General features: G+C 68.1%; 20 protein-coding genes and 3 pseudogenes. 12 read left to right on the top strand and 11 right to left on the bottom strand.

What is annotated here, in order from left to right; translation table 11 throughout:
• Nucleotides 1–6 precede the first annotated feature (6 nt).
• The 7 genes and pseudogenes from BN971_RS16635 (at nt 7) to BN971_RS16605 (ending at nt 5,950) form a co-directional block, all read left to right on the top strand.
• Entirely contained in the window at nt 7–1,194 is a 1,188-nt protein-coding gene (locus BN971_RS16635) for a thiolase family protein (RefSeq protein WP_085182038.1), read from the top strand.
• A gap of 306 nt (nt 1,195–1,500) precedes the next feature.
• Nucleotides 1,501–1,878, top strand: a complete 378-nt coding sequence (locus BN971_RS16630; protein WP_085182039.1) for a trypco2 family protein — start codon at nt 1,501–1,503, stop codon at nt 1,876–1,878.
• A 218-nt stretch (nt 1,879–2,096) separates the two neighbouring features.
• Nucleotides 2,097–3,659: an FAD-dependent monooxygenase gene (locus BN971_RS16625; RefSeq protein WP_085182040.1), complete on the top strand. Its 1,563-nt coding sequence runs from the start codon at nt 2,097–2,099 to the stop codon at nt 3,657–3,659.
• A gap of 30 nt (nt 3,660–3,689) precedes the next feature.
• Nucleotides 3,690–3,908, top strand: a pseudogene (locus BN971_RS16620) (steroid 3-ketoacyl-CoA thiolase); the annotation flags it as partial.
• A gap of 3 nt (nt 3,909–3,911) precedes the next feature.
• Nucleotides 3,912–4,412 (top strand): DUF302 domain-containing protein, encoded by a 501-nt coding sequence (locus BN971_RS16615; protein WP_085182041.1) that lies wholly within the window; start codon nt 3,912–3,914, stop codon nt 4,410–4,412.
• A 108-nt stretch (nt 4,413–4,520) separates the two neighbouring features.
• Nucleotides 4,521–5,129 (top strand): TetR/AcrR family transcriptional regulator, encoded by a 609-nt coding sequence (locus BN971_RS16610; protein WP_085182151.1) that lies wholly within the window; start codon nt 4,521–4,523, stop codon nt 5,127–5,129.
• Complete coding sequence (locus tag BN971_RS16605; protein ID WP_085182042.1) at nt 5,126–5,950, top strand: hypothetical protein; 825 nt, start codon at nt 5,126–5,128, stop codon at nt 5,948–5,950. The genes BN971_RS16610 and BN971_RS16605 overlap by 4 nt, the downstream gene beginning before the upstream one ends.
• Before the next feature lie 10 nt (nt 5,951–5,960).
• Here the strand turns inward: BN971_RS16605 and BN971_RS16600 are convergent, their stop codons facing one another.
• A complete protein-coding gene (locus BN971_RS16600; RefSeq protein WP_085182043.1) occupies nt 5,961–6,341 on the bottom strand; it encodes a nuclear transport factor 2 family protein in 381 nt (126 codons plus the stop codon).
• A gap of 171 nt (nt 6,342–6,512) precedes the next feature.
• Between BN971_RS16600 and BN971_RS16595 the strand changes: the two genes are divergently transcribed.
• Together BN971_RS16595 and BN971_RS16590 are read left to right on the top strand one after the other, a co-directional pair.
• Nucleotides 6,513–7,256: an SDR family NAD(P)-dependent oxidoreductase gene (locus tag BN971_RS16595; RefSeq protein ID WP_085182044.1), complete on the top strand. Its 744-nt coding sequence runs from the start codon at nt 6,513–6,515 to the stop codon at nt 7,254–7,256.
• Between the two features lie 14 nt (nt 7,257–7,270).
• Entirely contained in the window at nt 7,271–8,137 is an 867-nt protein-coding gene (locus BN971_RS16590; protein ID WP_085182045.1) for an ABC transporter substrate-binding protein, read from the top strand.
• Nucleotides 8,138–8,140: 3 nt separating this feature from the next.
• Here BN971_RS16590 and BN971_RS16585 read toward each other — a convergent pair whose 3' ends face one another.
• From BN971_RS16585 to BN971_RS25350, 5 genes are all read right to left on the bottom strand, one after another.
• The gene (locus tag BN971_RS16585; RefSeq protein ID WP_085182046.1) at nt 8,141–9,430 is read right to left on the bottom strand and encodes a fatty acid desaturase family protein; all 1,290 of its coding nucleotides are present in this window, start codon (nt 9,428–9,430) and stop codon (nt 8,141–8,143) included.
• A gap of 96 nt (nt 9,431–9,526) precedes the next feature.
• Nucleotides 9,527–10,675 carry a ferredoxin reductase gene (locus tag BN971_RS16580; protein WP_085182047.1) on the bottom strand — a complete coding sequence of 383 codons (1,149 nt, stop codon included), beginning with the start codon at nt 10,673–10,675 and terminating at the stop codon, nt 9,527–9,529.
• Between the two features lie 130 nt (nt 10,676–10,805).
• Nucleotides 10,806–11,333 (bottom strand): DUF6912 family protein, encoded by a 528-nt coding sequence (locus tag BN971_RS16575; RefSeq protein WP_085182152.1) that lies wholly within the window; start codon nt 11,331–11,333, stop codon nt 10,806–10,808.
• Between the two features lie 8 nt (nt 11,334–11,341).
• Nucleotides 11,342–12,208 carry a polyphosphate kinase 2 gene (gene ppk2 / locus BN971_RS16570; RefSeq protein WP_085182048.1) on the bottom strand — a complete coding sequence of 289 codons (867 nt, stop codon included), beginning with the start codon at nt 12,206–12,208 and terminating at the stop codon, nt 11,342–11,344.
• Nucleotides 12,209–12,224: 16 nt separating this feature from the next.
• On the bottom strand, nt 12,225–13,643 hold the full coding sequence (locus BN971_RS25350; protein ID WP_085182049.1) for a WS/DGAT/MGAT family O-acyltransferase: 1,419 nt from the start codon (nt 13,641–13,643) through the stop codon (nt 12,225–12,227).
• A gap of 196 nt (nt 13,644–13,839) precedes the next feature.
• Between BN971_RS25350 and BN971_RS16560 the strand changes: the two genes are divergently transcribed.
• Nucleotides 13,840–14,373 (top strand): Rv3235 family protein, encoded by a 534-nt coding sequence (locus BN971_RS16560; protein ID WP_085182050.1) that lies wholly within the window; start codon nt 13,840–13,842, stop codon nt 14,371–14,373.
• 7 nt (nt 14,374–14,380) lie between these two features.
• Here the strand turns inward: BN971_RS16560 and BN971_RS16555 are convergent, their stop codons facing one another.
• Together BN971_RS16555 and BN971_RS16550 are read right to left on the bottom strand one after the other, a co-directional pair.
• Nucleotides 14,381–15,535, bottom strand: coding sequence for a cation:proton antiporter (locus BN971_RS16555; RefSeq protein ID WP_085182051.1), 1,155 nt, complete (start codon nt 15,533–15,535; stop codon nt 14,381–14,383).
• 4 nt (nt 15,536–15,539) lie between these two features.
• Nucleotides 15,540–16,022 carry a cation:proton antiporter regulatory subunit gene (locus BN971_RS16550; protein ID WP_085182052.1) on the bottom strand — a complete coding sequence of 161 codons (483 nt, stop codon included), beginning with the start codon at nt 16,020–16,022 and terminating at the stop codon, nt 15,540–15,542.
• Nucleotides 16,023–16,226: 204 nt separating this feature from the next.
• Here BN971_RS16550 and BN971_RS16545 point away from each other — a divergent pair.
• A pseudogene (locus BN971_RS16545) lies at nt 16,227–16,835 on the top strand (HAD-IC family P-type ATPase); the annotation flags it as partial.
• Nucleotides 16,836–16,943: 108 nt separating this feature from the next.
• Nucleotides 16,944–18,332 (top strand): alpha/beta hydrolase, encoded by a 1,389-nt coding sequence (locus tag BN971_RS16540; protein ID WP_085179670.1) that lies wholly within the window; start codon nt 16,944–16,946, stop codon nt 18,330–18,332.
• Between the two features lie 113 nt (nt 18,333–18,445).
• On the opposite strand, the pseudogene secA reads toward BN971_RS16540, so the two are convergent.
• The 3 genes and pseudogenes from secA to BN971_RS25905 form a co-directional block, all read right to left on the bottom strand.
• Nucleotides 18,446–21,335: pseudogene (gene secA, locus BN971_RS16535) on the bottom strand (preprotein translocase subunit SecA).
• Nucleotides 21,336–21,448: 113 nt separating this feature from the next.
• The gene (gene hpf, locus BN971_RS16530) at nt 21,449–22,141 is read right to left on the bottom strand and encodes a ribosome hibernation-promoting factor, HPF/YfiA family (protein ID WP_085182054.1); all 693 of its coding nucleotides are present in this window, start codon (nt 22,139–22,141) and stop codon (nt 21,449–21,451) included.
• 269 nt (nt 22,142–22,410) lie between these two features.
• Nucleotides 22,411–22,944 carry a phosphoribosyltransferase family protein gene (locus BN971_RS25905; RefSeq protein WP_170322178.1) on the bottom strand — a complete coding sequence of 178 codons (534 nt, stop codon included), beginning with the start codon at nt 22,942–22,944 and terminating at the stop codon, nt 22,411–22,413.
• Between the last annotated feature and the right edge of the window lie 35 nt (nt 22,945–22,979).

Here is a 22,979-nt window from a genome sequence, read left to right as displayed (position 1 = left end):
GGAGCCATGTCTCGCGACGCCGTCATCGTTGGTGCGGTCCGCACCCCCATCGGCAAGGGCAAGCCCACCGGCGCGCTGCACGACGTGCTGCCCGCCGACCTGTTGGCGCACAGCCTGCGCGAAGTGGTGGCCCGCACCGGCGTCGACCCGGCGCAGGTCGACGACGTGATCGCCGGCGCCGTCGCCCAGGTCGGTGACCAGGCGGTCAACATCGCGCGCAACGCCCTGCTGGGCGCCGGGTTTCCCGAGTCGGTTCCCGGCGTCACGATCGACCGTCAGTGCGGCAGCAGCCAGCAGGCCATCAGTTTCGCGGCCCAGGGTGTGCTCGCCGGCGCCTACGACCTGGTGATCGCCGGCGGCGTGGAGTCGATGGGCCGCGTCCCGATGGGCACCTCCGTGCTGCCCGGCAGCAACCCCTTCGGCCACGACATGACGCGCCGGTACCCCGACGGCCTGGTGCCGCAGGGCATCAGCGCCGAGTTGATCGCGGCGAAGTGGGGCTTTTCCCGCACCCAGCTCGACGAGTTCTCGGCGGCCAGCCACGAGAAGGCCGCGCGCGCCACCAAGGACGGGCTGTTCGACGATGAGCTCATCCCGATCGCCGGGTTGTCCACCGACGAATTCATCCGGCCCGGCACCACGGTCGACACGCTGGCCGGATTGCGGCCCGCCTTCTACAGCGACGCGATGAATGAGCGCTTCCCCCAGATCAATTGGTCGATCACGGCGGGCAACTCGTCCCCGCTGTCCGACGGCAGCGCCGCGGTCATGATCACCAGCAGCGAGGTCGCGCGCAAGCTGGGCCTGCGCCCGCTGGCCCGCATCCACACCACCACCGTGGTGGGATCCGACCCGCTCTACATGCTGACCGGGGTCATCCCCGCCACCGAGAAGGTGCTGCGCCGCGCCGGGCTGACCGTGGCCGACATCGACCTGTTCGAGGTGAACGAGGCGTTCGCGCCCGTCGTCCTGGCCTGGGCACAGGACGTAGATGGGGAGCAGACCGGCATCCTATCTCGGACCAACGTCAACGGTGGTGCCATCGCCATCGGCCACCCGCTCGGTGCCAGCGGTGCCCGCATCATGACGACGCTGGTTAATGCGCTCGAACAGCGCGGAGGTCGCTACGGTTTGCAGACGATGTGCGAGGGCGGCGGCATGGCTAACGCCACCATCATCGAGCGGCTTGGCTAGATAGACGGTTACACACGACGGGAGAGCACCTCGCGATTCGTCGCGCGGGCTCTAGCCTTTTCGGAGCTTGTCCGCCGCCCTGCTGACGGCTGGCAAACGCTTGCTGGACTGCTGCGAGCCGCGCCGGGGATTGAATGAAATACCTCGTCAACTCGCACATCAGTTGATCACCAGCGCAGACTGCTCGATGCTCACGGGTGCGACGAAATCGCCCTGGGCCGACCCCCCCTAAGACGCCCTCGCTTTAGAAAGTGCGGGAGAGGACGATGGTTCGGGACTGTTGTCGATTTGTCAGGAGGTGTCGATGTGGGTGATCAAGGGCCCATAGGGCTAGCGGAAGCGATCGGGCAGGTACGCGCCGAACTCGAGAATGCCCAAGTGCGCGGCGAGGGTCAGGAGTTGCAGTTCAGGGTCGATGAGGTGACCTTGGAGTTTGCAGTCGAGCTGACACGCGAAGGTGGCGCGGGGGCTGGGATCAACTTATCGGTCGTTTCTCTCGGCGCGAAAGGAAAAGTGGGCAGCGCACACACCAACACTGTGACGGTAAAGATGGTGCCGCAGAGCAAGTCTGGGGCCGGGTGGGGTCCTTTGCTGGCCGAGGTACGCGCAAGCGAGTGGCATCCGCTGATGGTCAAGCCATACACGGCAGATGGAGAGCCAACGGCGTCGGACTTGGAGAGCTGAGCAGGACTTCCGAGTCGGCGATAGAAAGGCCCCCGCCTCGCTACGCACGGGTAAAGTCGGCGCGTTCCCTTGCGCGCCCTTTACCGAGACCTATTGCATACGTATCGTTCCGACTTGGCAGCAACCGTCGGGTTAATAGCGTGTCAGGCGCTTGGGTGTTCGAAGACTTCGTCGCGCTGCGGTGATCAGGGAAGCTAGCTGGAAGTTGGGCGGGCCAAGTGACTGATGTCGTCATCGCCGGGGCTGGTCCGGATGGATTGATGCTGGCCTGCGAACTGGGATTGGCCGGGGTCCGGCCGGTGATGTTGGACCCGACACCCGGCCCCAATCCCAGCGCGCGGGCCAACCGCATCGTGGGCCAAGCGGCTCGAATCCTTGATCACCGAGGTCTCTACGGTGCACTCACCGGGTCAGCGGAACCGCCCCGGCCAGCAAAGCGCGCGATGTTCGCGGGTTTTCCCTTGGACCTCGCCGCAATGCCGGACTCCCAACTTTTCGTCGTCCCGATTCAACAGCACGGGCTTGTTCAAGTGCTTACCGAACGGGCCGACGAATACGGCGTGGACATTCGTTGGGGTCACGCTTTGACCGGTTTCGACCAAGACGAAGACCGCGTCACGGTGCATGTCACCGGGCCGGACGGCGCCTACGACATGACGGCCAAGTACTTGGTCGGCGCCGACGGCGGCCACAGCAAAACACGCCACCTCGCCGGCATCGAGTTTTCCGGAATGTCGTCTTACGACTTGGTTGTCCGGATCGGCTTCGACCTGCTGCCGCCCGACAAATGGCTTGAACCGGTCAGCGACTCACCAGAATCCAATCACCTTCCACCCCAGCGGTATTACCGAACCGACCGAGGTGTGTTCGCATGCGGTGCGATGGGAAACCGCGTGGCGGTGATGACCTACGAACTGGACATCGCGGCCCGCGAACAGCGCAGCGAAGAAAGAGCTGATGAGCCACCCATGAGCCTGGCCGAGCTGGAGGCCAGCGCCGAGCGTGTGCTCGGCTCCGGCGTGCCGCTACGGCGGACATCGCCTGACACACCACTTGATCTGCGTCGGTTCTTCGGCATCAACTCGAGGATCGCTTCCCGGTACCAGGTCGGCAGGGTGATGCTGGTCGGCGACGCCGCTCACGTCCACTCGCCCATTGGCGGACCGGGTCTAAACTTGAGCTTGCAAGACGGGGTCAACCTCGGCTGGAAGATGGCGGCGGTTGTCAGTGGGCGCGTGCAGCCCGCATTGCTCGCCACTTACGAGACCGAGCGTCGGGCCGCCGCCGAGCGGCTTATCATGCAAAGCCGGGTCCAGTTGGCTCTGTTTCGACCGGGACTTGAAGTCACGGCGCAACGCGAACTCTTCTCCGAAATGCTCGCCGACTGCAATAACGTCAGCCGGATCGGCGACTTGCTCTCGGGCGCGGACAACCGTTACACGATGGGCACTTTTGGCGCCAGTACACATCCGCTCGTTGGACGCTGGGTGCCCGACTTCGCTGTTGCGGGCACCAGCACAACCCAACGTATTGCGGAGCTAGCCCGCGATGGGCGGCCAGTACTCGTCGATCTCACCGAGAGCGGCGCCGTCACAGCGGCAGTGACCGATATTGCAGACCAGCTCAACCTCGCCGCCGGACAACCCGTCGGCGAGATCGCCGCCACCGCTGTGTTGGTGCGTCCCGATGGTTACGTGGCTTGGGCGTCGTCGCACGCCAGACCCGGCCCCGAGGAATTGGGCGAACTGTTCGGCGCGCTTACGCATTGGTTCGGTATCTAGTTGCTTATGGACGTACTCTTCCGCACCACCCTCGCGCTCGCCTGGGCGCAGGACACCGGCGCCGACCTGGCCAAGACCAACGTCAACGGTGGTGCCATCGCGATCGGTCACCCGCTGGGCGCCAGCGGGGCCCGGATCATGCGCACACTGGTCAACGCCCTGCACCAGCGCGGCGGGCGCTACGGCCTGCAGACGATGTGCGAGAGCGGCGGCATGGCCAACGCCACCATCATCGAGCGGTTGGGCTAGGCCGTGGCGGCCTCCGAGGCAAGGTTCGACGGGGTGCGCGTCCGCTACGACAGCGCCAAGGGCTACGACGCGCTGCTGGCCGCCCTGCTGGCCGACATCGGCGACAAGCCGGTCCCGATCAACGACATCGCGGGTTCTGGCGGCGACTGGCGGTCCTACCAGGAGCGGGTCGAAACCTACATCGGGCCAAGCGGATTCGCGTTGTTCGCGCTGCTCGACCACGGCGCCTGGATCACCAAGGCCGGCATCGAGCGCAAGGCGATGCGCGTCATCCTCGGCAACCCGCTGATCGCGATCACGATGCTGCGCCACGACGTGACCGCCGGGCTGTTCGCGCCGGTCGAACTGCTGCTCCTCGACGAGGGCGCCGGCAGCAGCCTGACCTACGTCAAGCCGTCGTCGCTGATGGTGATCGGGTTCAACCCCGAATTGCTCAGCGCCGCAGAAGAACTCGACGCCAAGTTGGCAGCCCTGGCGGAAAAGGTGACCGGCGGCGGCCCCTGAACGTACAGCAATCGATGCCGAACGGCCCGTCGAGCAGGTTCGCCGCCGCGCAGCTTCGCTGACGACCGTCATTGACGGCCGTCAGCGAACGTGCATATGATTCCCGTCATGGGGGCACCCAACGCAACGTCAGCCGCCCCATCGCCGGCGGCCGGTGTCCGGGAGGCTCGGCGGCTGGAAACCCGGGCCCGCTTGTTCGACGCGGCGCTGGCCGAGATATCCCGACGTGGATTCGCCGACGCCGATGTCAGTGCCATCGCCGCTGCGGCCGGCGTGGTGAGGGGGACGTTCTACTTCCACTTCCCGACCAAAGAACACGTCCTCATCGAACTCGAGCGCAACGAGGAACAGCGGATCGTCGGTGAAATCGGCACGGCCAAGGGCAATCTGGAGTCGGTGCTGGCGCGACTCGTGCAGCACGTCCTCAATGCGGAACGCCGGCTGGGCGAGGTCGTCTTCCGGGCCATGCTCGGACTGCATTTCTCGCCCGCGCGACCGGTCGAAGACGATGTGACGGCGCATCCGCTCGCAGAGTTTCTCGTGGCGGTCATCCGTCGGGCGCAAAAGGCCGGGCACGTCTCCTTACGCCAGGACGCCGAGGAACTCGCGACCTTCTTCCTGACCGGGCTGTTCGCCCTGTTGGCCATCGGAGCGCACGACGCCGCGCTGCTGAGGCGTTACGTCACAACGACCGTCAAGGGAATGGAGAAACGATGAATGGCAACGGAATCGAAGGCTACCGGGAGTTCCTCGCCAAGCGTGACGGCGAAGCCGACCTGCTCAATCGGCGGTTGGCGAATCGGGAGCGGTTCTTCAACGACCTCGAAGCCAACCCCGTCCGGTCGGCCCATCCCGCCGACCGGGCGACATTCCTTCGCAACCTGCGACGCCGTCGACCCGAACCGGGGCTGGACCCCAAGATGCTCTTCCTGCTGGCGACCGCCAAACTGAACCAGGCCGAACGCTTCGGTGTCGGCCTCGGAGAAACCTACGGGCGCAACAGCGACGAGAATTTGCCGCCGGAGAATGTCTACCTCGAACTCGAGGAGCACTACCACACCCGGCTGCTGGCCTACGCGCTGGACATCTTCGATCTGACGTTCCAAGTCGTGCCCCCGCCGTTCGTCATGCGGCAGTTCGTCAAGACGGCCGTGTTCCTCCCCGACCGGGTCAGCTTCGCGTTCGTCGGCGCCGCGGAGATGGCCGGCTGCATCATGTTTGACGAACTGCGCCGCGTCGGCAGCAAGCTGTTCGCCGACGAACCCGCGGTCGCCGGACGAATCGAACTGCTCTACAGCGACATCCTCACCGACGAGATCGGCCACGTCGGCTACTGCGCGTCGCGCTGCACATCCGCGGAGCGGGCGGCCATGCGCCGGATCTATCCACTCATCGGACGGCTTTTCGCCCGGCAGACCGTGGAGATCAGCCTGCTCGTCGACATGGCGGAATTGCGGGCACGACTCGACCGACCCTTCGACGTCGACGAACTCACCGCCGGGCTGGACAACGAAACCTATCTGGTCGCCCACCCCTGACGGCGATCCCTCACTCCATTCGCTCGGTCCACTGCGCCCGCGATGCCCCCGGCTCGAACGGATCGCCGAAGTACTGTGTCTCACGGACCACTTCGCCGTCCTCGAACTCCATGATGCTGACCGTGTAGAACGGTTGCACGTCATAGGTCAGGACGAGTTCGCTGACCCACAGGTCACCCCCGCCCAGCATGCGTCGCACCGTGAACCGTTTCTCGTTCGGCTGGGCGGCACGCGACGCCTGGATGTTGGCCCGGCCTCGGATCCGCTCGCGCGATTGCGGATATTCGAGAACCGCATCGGCCCGGTAAATTTCGTGCTCCGTCGCAAAGTCGTTGGCGTCGGAGGCCACCCAGTGGCGCCGCAGGGCGACCCGCACGTCGTCGTCTCCCATGGCTGCAATCCTTCCCGATCGACGCGCTTTACCCTGTTGCGCGGCCGGAGTATCGTTCGGCGTGGCCAGCCTACGCCGTCGTGACAGCACGTCGGGAGGTTGCCGGCCGCCAGGAAACCGTCACATGTCCGCGGGTTGTCCGGACAGTAAACATGGACGGAGGCTACGCCGATGGATCGTGTCGCGGTGGTCACCGGCGCCAGCCGGGGAATCGGTGCGGCAACCGCATTGGTCCTCGCGGAGCGTGGATTTCGGGTCGTCGTCAATTACCATTCCAGCGCCGGGCAGGCAGATGAGGTGGTCGGCGCCGCCAGGGCGGCCGGTGGTGAAGCCGTGGCGATTCGGGCCGACGTCACCTCGCCCGACGATGTCAGGGCGCTGTTCGAGCACACCGAACAGCGATGGGGCCGGGTCGACGTACTCGTGCATAACGCGTTAATTCCCTACGATGTAACTTCGTTTGCCGATCTGAGCTGGGAGCAGCTCGGGGGAAAGCTGGACCGGGAGCTGCATGCCGCCTACATGGTCACCAAAGCCGTTGTGCCGGGCATGCTTTCCCGGAATTATGGCCGGTTGGTCTTTCTCACCACGGTGTTGTCCCGCCGGCCCCGGCAAGGCATGATTACGGTCGGTACCGCCAAGGCGGCGCTCGACCAGTTCGTCCGGTACGTCGCTCTCGAGCTGGCGCCGCACGGAATCACCGCTAATCTCGTTTCGCCCGCGACGGTGGCTGATACGGCGGCGAGCGCGCTGTTGAAGGCCGAGGAGTTGCGTCGAATCGGCGCATCCAATCCCATGGGGCGCAACGTCCGTCCCGACGAGATCGCCAAGACGGTGGCGTTCTTGGCGAGTGAGGATTCCGGTTTCATCACCGGCCATTGTGTGGAGATCAACGGCGGCCTTGCCATGGACTGAAAGGGGCTGTGGCTGTGGAGACGATCGATCTGGCCTATGTCGGTCGCGGCCTTCATGAGGAGCTGGTCGCCCATGTCGCCGACCAAGAGGGCTACTACGAAGACGAAGGTGTCCACGTCGCCGTTCGCGACGGGATCGGCTGGAAGCCGGAGCGGTTGCGCCGCGGCGCCGTCATCGGATTGGGCCGGACCCTGCTGTCGCGGCTGACCGACGGGATCGGTTGGACGGCGGTCAGCGTTAACACCGATCGCCCGCTGTTCTGGTTCCTCGGCAACTCCGAGGTGACGTCCATGGCGGATCTGCGCGGGCGGCGCCTGGCAGTCCACGCCCCCGACAATCCGCCGGGTACCTTCGCGAGAATCGTGTTGCGCAAGCACGGCCTGGACCCCGACCGCGACCTGAAATGCGTGGTGCGCCATCCGGGCGACTACCAGATGGACCTGCGGCGCCTTCGCGACGGCTCGATCGACGCCGCCTACGTAGGCAGCACCCTGTCGCCCGAACAGGTCGCCGCGGAAGAGGGATTCCACGTCCTGGCCTGGGTCGGGGACCACTTCCGGATTCCCACCGTGGGCGTCGCGGTGGACCCCGGCCACATCCCGCTGGACAGCCCCGCCGTGCAGGGAGTGGTTCAGGCGAATCAGCGAGCGTTGCAGCTCCTCGCCGAAAAACCGGATCGGGCCGTGAGCTACGTCAACTGGTTCCTCGACCGGCTGACGCGTGATGAAGCGCAGCAATACTACGAACGCTATGTCGGGCCGTATTTCATTGCGGGCCGCAAGGTGGACATCGGGCTAGCGCAGCAAGCGGTCGATGCTGTCGCCGGCGAACTCGGTGTCCCTTCAGGAGACGCCGCGCGAATGTACCAGCCGGCGTCTTAGCTGCTAGGCGGCGAGGCCGCCGTTGCGACCGGCCTCCGCCTGGCGCCTGTCGCGCCGGTCTTGCCGCCAGCCCCGCACGGTGGCGATGGCGGTCTTGAGCCCGCGCCGGCGTCCGGTCGCCGGGTCGGTGCCGGCGAAGCCTGGCTCCAGCGCGGCGAACATCCGCTCGCTGCGGGTCTCGGGCGCGTCGTCGGCGTCGTCGCGCAGGTAGGAGTTGGGCAGCGACAGCTTGGCCAGCGTGCGCCAGGTCTTGCCATATTGGACCAGGAAAGAGCCTGTGGTGTAAGGCAAGTCGTACTTGTCGCACAGCTCGCGGACGCGGAACGAGATCTCGTGCAGCCGGCTGCTGGGCAGGTCGGGGTACAGGTGGTGCTCGATCTGGTGGCAAAGGTTGCCGCTCATGAACCGCAGCGCGGGCCCGGCCTCGAAGTTGGCGCTGCCCAGCATCTGGCGCAGGTACCACTGACCCTTCGTCTCGCCGATCATGTCGGTCTTGGTGAATTTCTCTGCGCCGTCGGGGAAATGCCCGCAGAAGATCACGGCGTTCGCCCACACGTTGCGGATCACGTTGGCCAGCGCGTTGGCCTTGAGCGTGGACCTGTAGGTCGCGCCGGGCGACAGCGCGGTCACCGCCGGGTAGGCCACGTAGTCCTTGACCACCTGCCGGCCGGCCTTGGCCAGGAACTCGTCGACACGCTGGCGGGCGTCGTCCTCGTCCATCCGCTTCTTGACGATCTTGCCGATCTCCACGTGCTGCAGCCCCACGCCCCACTCGAAAAGGAGCGCGAGCAGGGTGTTGTAGACGAGGTTGAGCAGGTTGAAGCGCTTCCAGCGCTGGTCGCGGGTGACGCGCAGCAGGCCGTAGCCGACGTCGTCGTCCATGCCGAGGATGTTGGTGTACTTGTGGTGCACGAAGTTGTGCGTGTATCGCCAGTGCTTGGACGACCCGCTCATGTCCCACTCCCACGAGGTGGAGTGGATCTCCGGGTCGTTCATCCAGTCCCACTGGCCGTGCATGACGTTGTGGCCGATCTCCATGTTCTCGATGATCTTGGCCACGCCCAGCGTCAGGGTCCCGGCCCACCAGGCGGAGCGGCGCGAACCGGCGGCCAGCATCAGCCGGGCGGCCACCTCCAGCCCGCGCTGGGCGGCGATGGTGCGGCGGATGTAGCGCGCGTCGCGGGCGCCGAGTGAGTCTTCGACGTCCTGGCGGATGGCGTCGAGCTCCACGGCCAGGCTTTCGATATCCGCCTCCGTCAAATGGGCGAATACGTCGACGTCGCTAATCGCCATCGTGTTCTTCTCCCTACGATCGGTGCGTGCATCCGGAAATCTCCCGGACTTACGCTATCGTAACCTACGTATCCGTAGGTTACCTGTGAGTAGCCTCTAAATGTCTATTGCGCAATCGCCCGACGCCGCCGATATGCAGGTCTGGATCCGCGACCCCGGTTCGTGCTCCCGCCCGGTCCGCAGGTCGCGGACGTGTCCGTCGACGAGGCCCACCACGCACGACTGGCAGATGCCCATCCGGCAGCCGAACGGCATCAGCACGCCCGCGCCCTCGCCGGCGTCCATCAGCGACGTCGCGGCGTCGGCGGCCACGGTCCGACCGCTGCGCACGAACGTCACCGTCCCGCCCGCCCCGGCGGGGGCGGCCTTCGCCACCGCGAACCGCTCCAGGTGCAATCGATCACCGATGCCGGCCGACGTCCACACCCGCTCGGCCTGGGCGAGCATCCCCTCCGGCCCGCAGGCCCAGGTGTGGCGCTCGCGCCAGTCCGGCACCTCGTGGTCCAGCGACTCGAGGTCGAGCCGGCCCCGGGTGCGGGTCTCGCGCAGCAGCAGTCGGTACCCCGGCCGGTCCGCGGCCAGCGCGTCCAGCTCGGCACGGAACATGGCGTCGGCTCCCGTGGGCACCGAATGAACGTGCACGATGTCGCCGATCTGGTTGCGGCGCACCAGCGTTCGCAGCATCGACATCACCGGCGTGATGCCCGATCCGGCGGTCAGGAACAGGATCGAGGCCGGCGCCGGATCGGGCAGCACGAAGTTGCCCCGGGGTGCGGCCAAGCGCACGATGGTCCCCGGCTCGACGCCGGCGACCAGGTGCGTCGAAAGGAAGCCTTCGGGCATGGCCTTGACCGTGATGGTCACGGTGCGGGCCGATGAGGATCCGGTGTCCGTGGGGCTCGATGTCAGCGAATACGACCGCCAGCGCCACCGCCCGTCGACCAGCAGCCCGATCCCGATGTACTGGCCGGGCCGGTAGTCGAAGTCGAAGCCCCAGCCGGGCTTGATCACCAGGGTTGCCGAGTCCTCGGTCTCCCGGTGCACCGACAGGATGCGGCCCCGCAGTTCCCGCGCGGACCACAGCGGGTTGGCCAGGTGCAGATAGTCGTCGGGCAACAGCGGCGTGGTGATCCGCGAGGCGATCGTGCGCAGCGCGTGCCACACGGGGCGCCTGTCTCCGCCTACGACTGCCGGACGGGCCGTATCGACTACTTTCGCGACCAGCACTGTGGACTTCTTGCCCATAGGAAGCTCCTGCTCGTCTGAGGCGTCAGCTTCCGCTGCCATCGGGGCGCTGACGCCCGTCATCAACCTACGGTACCGTAACTTACGACAGCGTATCCGGGAATGCGAGATCGAACTCATCACACCGGCGCTACAGCAGCTCCAGCAGGAACGGCAGTTCCTGGTTCGCATACCAGGCCAGGTCGTGGTCCAGCGCGTCACCGACCGCCAGCTCCGCGTCCTCGTCCCCCAGGTCCGCGACGTCGATGACCTCGATCGCCTTGCGCACCGCCGGCTCGGCGGCGGCGTTGTCCACATAGGCGGCGATGACGTCCTCCATCGCCACCGCGGCGGCGAGCCGCACGACGGCGTCGTCCAGGTCGGGCCGATAGGTGACCTCCCGCGCCTCCGCGGCCAGCACCACCCGCCGGGGCGGAAGGTCCGCGGTGACCCCGGGGTGGGCCCCCGCTTGGGCCTCCGCGGCGCCCGCCAGCAATCGCAGCGACGCCAGGGCCGCCTCGCGCAGCGCCACCTCTGCCAGCTCGTCGTCGTCGCCCTCGGCGTAGGCCTCGCGCAACGTGGGCGTCACGGCGAACGCGGTGCCGTTGACGGGCCGCAGCGAGCCATCGGTCACCAGCTGCTGCAGCATCGCCAGGGTGGCGGGGATGAAGACCTGCATCGAGGCGCTCAACGCCCGATCAGGGTGGCGGCGTAGTCGTCGACGTAGGTCGACAGCTCGCGCGGCGGACGGTGGTAGTTCTCGGACACGAGGGGGTGCCGCGGGAGCTTCACCTCGGGCTGTTTGACCGGCTGGTAGGGGATCGTGGACAGCAGGTGCGCCATCATGTTCAGCCGCGCGTGCTTCTTGATGTCGGATTCCACCACGTACCACGGGCTGACCGGGGTGTCGGTGTGCACCATCATCTCGTCCTTGGCGCGCGAATAGTCCTCCCACCGATACACCGACTCGAGGTCGGTGGTGCTCAGTTTCCATTGCCGCACAGGGTCGTTCATGCGGGCCCGGAACCGGCGCAGCTGCTCGCCCTCGGAGACGGAGAACCAATACTTGCGCAGCATGATCCCGTCGTCGATCAACATCTGCTCGAAGATCGGCGTCTGCCGCAGGAACAGCACGTACTCCTGGGGCGTGCAGAATCCCATGACCTTCTCGATGCCGGCGCGGTTGTACCAGGAGCGGTCGAAGAGCACGATCTCGCCCTTGGCGGGCAGGTGGGCGATGTAGCGCTGGTAGTACCACTGCCCGCGCTCGCGTTCGGTCGGCACCGGCAGCGCGGCGACCTGGACGACCCGCGGGCTCAGGTACTCGGTGATCCGCTTGATCGCACCACCCTTGCCGGCGGCGTCACGACCCTCGAAAATCACCACGACGCGCGCCCCGGAATGTCGCACCCATTCCTGTAGCTTCACGAATTCCGTTTGCAGACGGAACAATTCGGACTCATAGACGGCGTCGGAGATCTTGCGGGCGGCTTTGGCGGTCGATTTCGGTTTCTTCGCCCTCACCGGCGCGCCGTCGTTTGTCGCGGTGCTCATCACCGAATGATAGAGACTACCGGGACGCTTCCAGCAGTTCCTCGAGCGATTGGCTCAACAGCGCCGGAAGAAGGTCGACGTCGCTCATGGCCTCGCGGTCGGCGTTGATCCCGAAATACAGCATCCCGTTGTAGGACGTGACGCTGATGGCCAGCGCCTGGTCGTGCAGCAGCGGTGGCACCGCGTAGGTCTCCAGCAGCTTGGCGCCGGCGATGTACATCTGCGATTGCGCCCCCGGCGCGTTGGTGATCAACAGGTTGAACGTCCGCTTGGAGAAGCTGGGGAAGCTGGTGGCGACCCGGATGCCCATGGCGTGCAAGGTCGGAGGCGCGAACCCCGACAGCGTGACGATCGTCCTGGCGTCGACGAGGCTGCCGGCCGTGGGGTTGGACTCGGTCGCGTGCGCGATCTGCGACAGCCGGACCACGGCGTTGGGCTCCCCCACCGGCAGGTCGACCAGGAACGGCATCACCTGGCTCATCCTCTGGCCCGGGCCCGTCGCGTCGAGTTGGTCGTCGGCGTAGACCGACAGCGGCGCCATCGCCCGGATCGTCGCGGTCGCCGACACCGCCACCCCGCGCGACATCAGCCAGTTGCCCAGCGCCCCGGCGATCACCGCGAGCACCACGTCGTTGACGTCGCAGTCGTAGCGCGCCCGCACGGTGCGGTAGTCCTCCAGGCTGCCGCGCGCGACCGTGAACCGCCGGTGCCGCGACACCCGTGCGTTCAGCGGGCTGCTGGGCGCGGTGCCGCGGGCGATGTTGCGCGCGTAGTCGAGGACGCGGCGGCCGGCGCCGACGAGTTCGCCGTAGTTCGTGGCCAGCTCGGCGACCGCGGACCCGACCGCCTGCAGCTGCGCGCCCGGCCGGCCCAGCCAGTCGCCGATCGCCCACAGCACCAACCGGGTGTTGCCCGGGTCGCGCTCGGGCACCCAGATGTCTTCGGGGAACGGAGGCGGCCGCCTGGTGCGGTCGGCGATGACGTGGTTGATCTCCAGCGCGCTCATGCCGTTGATCAGCGCCTGATGCGACTTGGTGTAGAGCGCGACCCGGTTCTTCTCCAGCCCTTCGACCAGATACATCTCCCAGAGCGGACGCGACTTGTCCAGGGGTCGCGCGGCCAGCCGGGCGACGAGCTCGTGCAGCTGCTCGTCGCTGCCCGGCGAGGGCAGCGCCGAGCGGCGGACGTGGTAGGTGATGTCGAAGTCGTTGTCGTCGATCCAGACGGGCCGGGCCGTGCCGATGCCGACCTCGCGGACCTTCTGCCGGTAGCGCGGCGTCTGGGGCAGGCGCTTCTCGACGGTGGCCAGCAGCGACTCGTAGCTCAGCCCGGCGCGCGGCCGCTGCAGGATGGACAGCGACCCGACGTACATCGGGGTTGCCGTGTTCTCCAGCCCATAGGCGGACGCGTCCGAGGGGGACAACCGGGTCACCATTACGGCGCTGCGCTCCTTGTCGTTTCGTGACGTCTACCCACAGGTGTGGCCCACGCTAATCCCCCCGGCGGGGTGCGGTTCGGCGCGGGTACGCGTGCGCGCGACTTGTGTCATGATGACCCCTGACTGACCCGGAAAATTCCGTCTGCCCCTCTCCAGCAGGCTCCCCGTCGGACCCCCAGTTGGAGAGTGCGCGTTGACCAGTGATCGCCCGGCCGGCCCCCACGCTTTCGCCGTCCAGCCCGTCGTCGACTATGAGCCTCCGCCGCGCAACGTCGCGGCACACCGCAACCCGGTCCCGTGCCGGCCGTCGCGGCGCCGCACCACCCACGCGCCGCACCGGCCCCACCTCCGGCAGCCCGGCCCGGCGCCGTCGTCGCCGCCGGTCGCCGAGGCCGTGTCCGCCCCGATGCGCCAGGCGGCTCTCTTCGCCGACGCAGCGTTGCGCCGGGTGCTGGAAGTGATCGACCGCCGTCGCCCCGCCGCCCAATTGCGGCCCCTGCTGGCGCCGAGCCTGGTCGATTCCGTGTTCGCGCTGGGCCACGGGGCGACCGGCCGGCAGGGCGCCGCGGTGCTGCGCCGGATGCGGCTGCAGCCGGCCGGTCACCGCGACACGGCGGCGGAAGTGTTCGGCTGCTACAGCCGCGGGGACCGGATGCACGCCATCGCCTGCAGGGTGGAGCGGGCGCCCACCGGCCGGTGGCTGGTGGTGGCCCTGCATATCGGCTAGTCAGCGGCTAACCGGCCGCGGTCGCCGCCCGCAACCGTCCGCCGGTTGCGCGGGCCAGCACCGGGCCGAGGGTCGCCATGACGAAGACGTACGCCGTCGCCAGGGCCGCCACCGCCGGGAGGGATGCGCCGGCCAGGCCGATGATGATCAGGGAGAACTCACCGCGGGCGACCAGTTCCATGCCGGCGCGCAGCTGCCCGCGCCGCGCCACGCCGTCGCGCCGGGCGGCGAACATCCCGGTGAGGACCTTCGTTCCCGCGGTGACCGCGGCCAGCGCCAGCGCCGCCGGCAGCATCGGGACCAGCTCGTGCGGGTCCACCGAGAAGCCGATGGCCAGGAAGAAGATGGCGGCGAACAGGTCACGCAGCGGACCCAGCACCTTGCGCGCCCGCTCCGCGGTGTCGCCCGTCAGCGTCAGGCCCACCAGGAACGCGCCCACGGCCGCCGACGCGTGCAGGCTTTCGGCCACGGCCGCCACGATCAGGGTGATCCCGAGAATCCGGAGCAGCAGCTGCTCGGAATCGGGATGCTCGACCAGCCTGCCGACGTGGTGGCCCCAGCGGTAGGAGGCGGCGAACGCCGCCAGCAGCGCACCGACCGCCGCGGCCATGCCGGCGACCGCGCGCAGCCACCCGCCGCCGGACGCCAGCACCGCGAACAACGGCAGGTAGGCCGCCATCGCGAAGTCCTCGAGGACGAGCACCGACAGGACCGCGGGCGTCTCCCGGTTGCCCAGCCGGTTGAGGTCCTCGAGCAGCCGCGCGATGACTCCCGACGAGGAGATGTAGGTGACGCCGGCCAAACACAGGATCGCGACGCCGTCGAGCCCGAGCAGCCAGCCCGCGATCGCGCCGGGGAGCGCGTTGAGGACGATGTCGACGCCCGCGGACGGCAGGTGATGACGCAGGCTGCTGGCGAACTCGGTCGCGGAGAACTGGCATCCCAGCGTCAACAGCAGCAGCACGACGCCGATGGGCGCGCCGGTGGTGACGAAGTCACCGGCGGCCGCCACCGGCAGGATCCCACCCTTGCCGAGGCAGAGACCGGCGAGCAGGTACACCGGGATCGGGGACAACGCGACTCGGCGCGCGAGCGCGCCCAGGATGGCCAGGCCTGTCAGGAGGGCGCCCAGTTGCAGCAGTAGCGTCCCCGAAATCTGCATTCGCTCAGCCCTTTTCGATGATCCGCTCGACACCGGTGATGCCGTCTTCGGTGCCGATCACGATCAATGTGTCTCGGGCGCGCAGGATTTCGGCCGGGCCGGGTGAGGCCAGCACGTCCTCGTTGCGCACGATCGCGACGATCGACGCTCCCGTGCGGGTGCGGGCCCGGGTGTCCCCCAGTGGGCGGTCGACGAACGGGCTGCCGGCCACGACGCGGACCTGGCGGGTCTGCAGGCCCGGCACCTGCCGGGCCAACTCGGTGAACCGCTCGGCGATCCGCGGCGCGCCCAGGATCTGGGCCACGGCCTCGGCCTCTTCGTCGTTGAGATGCAGCAGCGGCCTGGCCTCGTCGGGATCCTCAACGGCGTAGACCACGACGTCGAAGTCGCCGCCGCGGCGCGCGACGATGCCGATTCGGTCGCCCCGGTGGTCGGTGAACTCATAACGCAGACCGACCCCCGGGAGCAACACCTCCTTGACATCCATACCCGAAACCTACCGGCAAGCCACCACGAGATGCCCGCGCAGTCAAGGGGTTCCGGCCAAACTCATACTCTTGGCTCGGGGTCGACGGCCCCTCTCGCCGGGCCCGGCGAAGGCGAAGCCGGCGTCACGTCCGGCGAAAGGCTAGCGCCTCTTGACCGATTTCGGCGGCTTGGCTCCGCGGCCCTGGCGGCGGGCGGCCTCGCGGGCAAGACCGCGGTCGCCGTCGCCTGGGACGGGCGGGCCCGCGGGGTACTGGTCGTCGCCGACACCGTCAAACCCACGAGCGCGGAAGCCGTGCGGCTGTTCGATCTCCTGGGCCTGACGGTGGTGCTGCTCACCGGCGACAACAGGGCCGCCGCGAACCTGATCGCCGAGCAGGTCGGCATCACCCACGTCATCGCCGACACCTCGCCCGCCGACAAGGTCGCCGCGGTCCGGCGCCTGCAGGCCGCGGGCAACGTCGTCGCGATGGTCGGTGACGGCGTGAATGACGCCGCCGTGCTGGCCGCCGCGGATCTGGGACTGGCCATGGGCACCGGGACGGACGCGGCCATCGAGGCCGCCGACCTCACCCTGGTGGGCGGGGACCTGCGCGCGGCGGCCGACGCGATCCGGCTCTCGCGCCGAACGCTGCGGACCATCAAGACGAATTTGTTCTGGGCCTTCGGCTACAACATCGCCGCCATCCCGTTGGCCGCCCTGGGCCTGCTCAACCCGATGCTGGCGGGCGCCGCAATGGCGTTGTCCAGCGTCTTCGTCGTCGGCAACAGCCTGCGCCTACGATCGCTCGCCACGGTCATCCGGGAGCCGTAACCCGCGCCCTCGGCGGAGCCTGGGGCTCGCCCCGGTATGGGATAGTGGGGTCTGACTAGCCTCGCCGGGCCACGGCCGGCGGGATGAACCTCGCGGAGCGATCGACCGTTGCAACACTTTTTCGGGCAGCTGTCCTTGCTGCACGGCTGGCTGCCGCCCATGCTGCAGGCGGTGGCCCTGGTCGCGGTGATCGCCGCGATCCAATGGCGCAGGCGACGCTGGCGCAGGTGGGTCCTGCCCGGGGCGCTGATCGCCGCGGCGGCGCTGACAGCCCTGTCGTACTGGTACCTCGCGTCGCTCGGGGTGGCCGGGGACCCGGCACCGACCTCGCTGTGGCTCTGGATCGCCATGACCGGGCTGGCCGCCGCCGTGCTGCTGCTGGGCTGGCCGGGCACGCGCTGGTGGAGGCGCGGCCTGGCGGCCCTGTCGGTTCCGCTGTGCGCGCTGTGCGCCGCCCTCGCCCTGAACGTGTGGGTCGGCTACTTTCCGACGGTCCTCGCCGCGTGGAACCAGCTGACATCGGTGCCCTTACCCAACGAGATCGACCGGCTGCGGGTCACCGAGATGCAGGTCGCCGGCACCAGGCCGAGCAAGGGCGTGGTGGTGCCGGTGAACACCGGCGGCGACGCGTCGCACTTCCCGCACCGCGAAGAGCTCGTTTACCTGCCGCCGGCCTGGTTCAACAGCAACCCGCCCCCGCGGCTGCCGACGGTGATGATGATCAGCTCCGCCTTCAACACCCCCTCCGACTGGCTGGGCCCCGGCGGCGCCTTCACCGCGATCGACAACTTCGCCGCCGCGCATCACGGCTTCGCGCCGGTGCTGGTGTTCGTCGACCCCACCGGCTCGTTCGACAACGACACCGAGTGCGTCAACGGCAGCCGCGGTAACGCCGCGGACCACCTGACCAAGGACGTGGTGCCGTTCATGGTGTCCAACTTCGGTGTCAGCCCCGACCGCGCGAACTGGGGCGTCGCCGGATGGTCGATGGGCGGCACCTGCGCCGTTGACCTGGCGGTGATGCATCCCGAGCTGTTCAGCGCCTTCGTCGACATCGCCGGCGACCGCAGCCCGAACATCGGCAGCAAGGATCTGACCGTCGCCAAGTTGTTCGGCGGCGACACCGCCGCCTGGTCGGATTTCGACCCGATCACGGTGATGTCCCGCCACGGCCGCTACACGGGACTGTCGGGCTGGTTCGACGTCCCCGGCTCGCCGGGCACCCGCGACGTCTCGGCGGAGGCAAATCCCAGCGGTGGCCAGGACGCCGATCCGGCGGCCAACCCCGAGGGTCAGGACGCCGCGGCCCACGCCCTGTGCGCCGCGGCGATGGCCAACGGCATCCCCTGCGCGGTGGTCAGCCAGGAGGGCAGGCACGACTGGCCGTTCGCGGCCCGGGCTTTCGAGGCGGCGCTGCCGTGGCTGGCCGGGACGCTGGGCACCCCGGGTGTCGAGCCCGTCCCGTTACCGCGACCCGGCGACGGGACGCCGCATTGACCCGCGGAATCGTTGCCGGATCGATGCAGAATTCACAGCTGACCCTCCTGTAACGCGCCCGGCATATCGGCGCCGGCGATGGTACGGTTCGCTGCTGTGACGACGGAGTTCGGCTATTCCCGCGCCTCGGGCGCGGGGGCGCGCACGCCGGAGTCACACCGCAAGCCGGCCGTCCGCAATCGCCGGCGCGTCGGCGGTTCCCCGGAACTCAACCGCCGCCGTTTCCTCGGGGCGCTCGCGGCGGCTCGCACCCCCGGCCACGCCGGCGGTCGCCTTCTCGGCGTCACCGCCGTTGCGCTGTACCTGCGCCGACCCGTCCTCGGACGGGCCCGAGTACGTCAGGGCGGGCGCCTCGTTGTCGATCCCCTTGGCGTGCACCACACTTCGCGGTTCCTCGCGGGCCTCGGCCGGCGCTTGGGGTGCGGCGTCCTCCGGCGCCGCCGTTCCGAGCTCGGCGAGGCCTTCCGGCGTCTGCATCGGGGCGACCTGCGGGGCGGGTACCGCCTCCACCGAGACGTTGAACAGGAAGCCGACGGACTCCTCCTTCATGGCGTCGAGCATCGCCATGAACATGTCGTAGCCCTCGCGCTGGTACTCCACCAGCGGGTCGCGCTGCGCCATCGCCCGCAGGCCGATGCCCTCCTTGAGGTAGTCCATCTCGTAGAGGTGCTCACGCCACTTGCGGTCGATGACGTTGAGCAGCACGTTGCGCTCCAGCTGCCGCATGGCGCCCTCGCCCGCGAGCTCCTCGAGCTCGGCCTCCCGGACCCCATACGCGCGTTCGGCGTCCTTGAGCAGCTCGTCGAGCAGCTCCTCGCGGGTCAGGTCGTCGCGCTCGGAGTCGCCGTCGAGGCGGGTCAGCGTCTCGTGGCTGATGCCGACCGGGTAGAGGGTCTTGAGCGCGGTCCACAACGCGTCGAGGTCCCAGTCCTCGGCGTAGCCGTCGGCCGTCGCGCCGTCGACGTAGGCGGTGATCACGTCGCGCACCATGTCCATCGCCTGCTCTTTGAGGTTCTCGCCCTCGAGGATCCGGCGGCGCTCGGCGTAGATCACCTTGCGCTGCTGGTTCATCACCTCGTCGTACTTCAGGACGTTCTTTCTGACCTCGAAGTTCTGCTGCTCCACCTGGGTCTGGGCGCTCTTGATCGCCCGGGTGACCATCTTGGCCTCGATCGGCACGTCGTCGGGCAGGTTGAGCCGGTTGAGCATCGCCTCCAGGGCGGCGCCGTTGAAGCGCCGCATCAGCTCGTCGCCCAGCGACAGGTAGAAGCGCGACTCCCCCGGGTCACCCTGGCGGCCGGAGCGGCCGCGCAGCTGGTTGTCGATGCGCCGCGACTCGTGCCGCTCGGTGCCCAGCACGTACAGGCCGCCGGCCTCGATCACCTCGGCGGCCTCCTTGCCGGCCTCCTCCTTGACCTTGGGCAGCTCGGAGTGCCAGGCCGCCTCGTACTCCTCGGGCGTCTCCACCGGGTCGAGGCCGCGCTCGCGCAGCCGCAGGTCGGTGAGGAAGTCGACGTTGCCGCCCAGCACGATGTCGGTGCCGCGGCCGGCCATGTTGGTCGCGACGGTGATGCCGCCCCGGCGGCCCGCCACCGCGACGATGCCGGCCTCTTGCTCGTGGTACTTGGCGTTGAGCACGTTGTGCGGCAGGCGGCGCTTGGTGAATTGCCGCGACAGGTACTCCGAGCGCTCCACGCTGGTGGTGCCGATCAGGACCGGCTGGCCCTTCTCGTAGCGCTCGGCGACGTCGTCGACCACCGCGATGTACTTGGCTTCCTCGGTCTTGTAGATGAGGTCGGAGCAGTCGGTGCGGATCATCGGCTTGTTGGTCGGGATGGGCACCACGCCGAGCTTGTAGATCTCGTGCAGCTCGGCCGCCTCGGTCTGGGCGGTGCCCGTCATCCCGGAGAGCTTGTCGTAGAGCCGGAAGTAGTTCTGCAGCGTGATGGTGGCTAGCGTCTGGTTCTCGGCCTTGATCTCCACGTGCTCCTTGGCCTCGATGGCCTGGTGCATGCCCTCGTTGTAGCGGCGGCCGTACAGCACGCGGCCGGTGAACTCGTCGACGATGAGCACATCGCCGTCGCGGACGATGTAGTCCTTGTCGCGGGTGAACAGCTCCTTGGCCTTCAGCGCGTTGTTGAGGTAGCTGACCAGCGGCGAGTTGGCGGCCTCGTAGAGGTTGTCGATGCCGAGCTGGTCCTCGACGAACTCCACGCCCTTCTCGTGCACGCCGACGGTGCGCTTGCGCAGGTCCACCTCGTAGTGGATGTCCTTCTCCATCAGCGGCGCCAGCCGCGCGAACTCGGTGTACCAACTGGAGGCGCCGTCGGCCGGGCCGGAGATGATCAGCGGGGTGCGGGCCTCGTCGATCAGGATGGAGTCGACCTCGTCGACGATGGCGAAGTTGTGCCCGCGCTGCACCAGCTCCTCGAGCGAGTGCGCCATGTTGTCGCGCAGGTAGTCGAAGCCGAACTCGTTGTTGGTGCCGTAGGTGATGTCGGCGTTGTAGGCCACCCGGCGCTCGTCGGGCGTCATCTGCGCGAGGATCACCCCGACGTCGAGGCCGAGGAAGCGGTGCACGCGGCCCATCCACTCGCTGTCGCGTTTGGCCAGGTAGTCGTTGACCGTGACGACGTGCACGCCCTTGCCGCCGATGCCGTTGAGGTAGGCCGGCAGCACCGAGGTCAGGGTCTTGCCCTCACCGGTCTTCATCTCGGCGACGTTGCCGAAGTGCAGCGCCGCCGCACCCATCACCTGGACGTCGAAGGGGCGCTGGTCGAGCACCCGCCAGGCGGCCTCCCGCGCCACGGCGAACGCCTCGGGCAGCAGGTCGTCGAGGCTCTCACCGTCGGCGTGCCGCTTCTTAAACTCGTCGGTCTTGGCCCGCAACTCGGCGTCGGTCAGCTTCTCGACCTCGTCGGACAAGGTGTTGACGTAGTCAGCCACCCGCCGCAGACGCTTGAGCATGCGGCCTTCGCCCAGGCGCAGCAACTTCGACAGCACGGTGTTGTCCCCTTTTTGGGATGGTCCCCTGTTGGTGGGAGTCTCGATCTATCAAGCGACTCCCATGGTAGGTGACAACCCGCGAATGGCCGTCGTACCTCGGCGGAGCCCGATCAGGCCAGGCGGATCAAACCGTAGTCGTAGGCGTGCCGCCGGTAGACCACGCACGGCCGCTCGGTCTGCTTGTCGTGGAACAGGAAGAAGTCGTGTCCGACCAGTTCCATCTCGTAGAGGGCGTCGTCGACGGTCATCGGGGTGGCCGGGTGCTCCTTGGTGCGCACGATCCGCCCGGGCTCGTGATCCGCCGCGGCGCCGTCACGCTCGGGCGCTGACGGCTCGGGCTGCGCCTCCGGTTGCGCCTCCGGGGGCGGCACGACCGCGGTCGCGGCTGCCAGCGACACCGGGGTCTTGTCGCCGTAGTGCACCTTGCGGCGATCCTTGACGCGGCGCAGCCGGCTCTCCAGCTTGTGCACCGCCGACTCGAAGGCCGCGTAGAAGCTGTCGGCGCAGGCCTCCGCCCGGCTCACGGGGCCGCGGCCGCGGGCGGTGATCTCCACGCGCTGACACGATTTGCGCTGACGCCGGTTGGGCGCGTGCTTGAGCTCGACGTCGAAAAGGTAGATGGAGCGGTCGAATCGCTCGAGGCGGGCGAGTTTCTGCGAGACGTAGACACGGTAGTGATCGGGGATCTCCACGTTGCGGCCCTTGAACACGACTTCGGCGGTCAGCGTCGGTTCGGATTGCCCGTTGGTTTCTGCGGGCGGTTGGTCCAGCGTTGGGTCGAAATCCACGGATAGCCTTGACATACGGGACAACTCGCTCTCTTTTCCATGTCGCACGCCTCGTGCGTGCCGGGCTTTTCAAGAAGCGCGCCGACGGGGTTAGAGCGGTTGTAGAGCCGTGACCGCCTCAGGCTGCCCGCCGGTGCGAGGTGTCGAATACTCACCCCTTCCGATCGGTGGGAGCTCAACCTGCGACAGTCCTGTCATTGCATGTTGTTCTCGACGTTAGCTCGTGTTCGCCCGCGGATGCCACTGATTTCGGGGAGGTGTTGCGAGTTCTTCACACGCCCGACTCAGGCGGCGGCGATCGCCAGCACCGCGACGACGCGCACCCCGGCCGCGCGCAGCACCCGCACCGACTCGCGGGCCGTGGCCCCGGTGGTGACGACGTCGTCGACGAGGACGACCTCGGTGCCCGGCGGGCGCCCGCGCAGCAGCACCGCGTCGAACGCGCCGGCCAGGCCGGCGCCCGAGGCCGGGTCGGTCTTGGAGGTCAGCGTGTTGCGGGCCAGCTGCAGGCTCGAGTCCAGCGACCGCGTCTCCTCGCCGTTGACGATGCCGCCGACGGTGGTGCGCGCGCGCTCGATCTGTTCGATGCCGGCCTTGACCTTGACGTCGAGCACGCGGTTGGTGACCTGGCTGGTCAGCACGAACCCCAGCGCCAGGATTACCGCCAGCGACAGCCCGAGGGTCAGCGCCACCACGCGCAGCTGCAGCGATCGGCGCCAGGCGGTGCCCACGACCCGACTGACCGCACCCATGCCGCGGGTCATGGGGCCCGAACGGCCCCAGCGGCTACGGGTGCGTTGCCGCGGCCCCCAGATCAATGGCGGCGCTCCTTCGCATTACTCCGTTCCGGATC

The organism is Mycobacterium bohemicum DSM 44277, from assembly GCF_001053185.1.
Lineage (GTDB): Bacteria > Actinomycetota > Actinomycetes > Mycobacteriales > Mycobacteriaceae > Mycobacterium > Mycobacterium bohemicum.
Note: the sequence above shows the minus strand (reverse complement) of the source record. Positions and strands in the feature narration are given on the sequence as shown.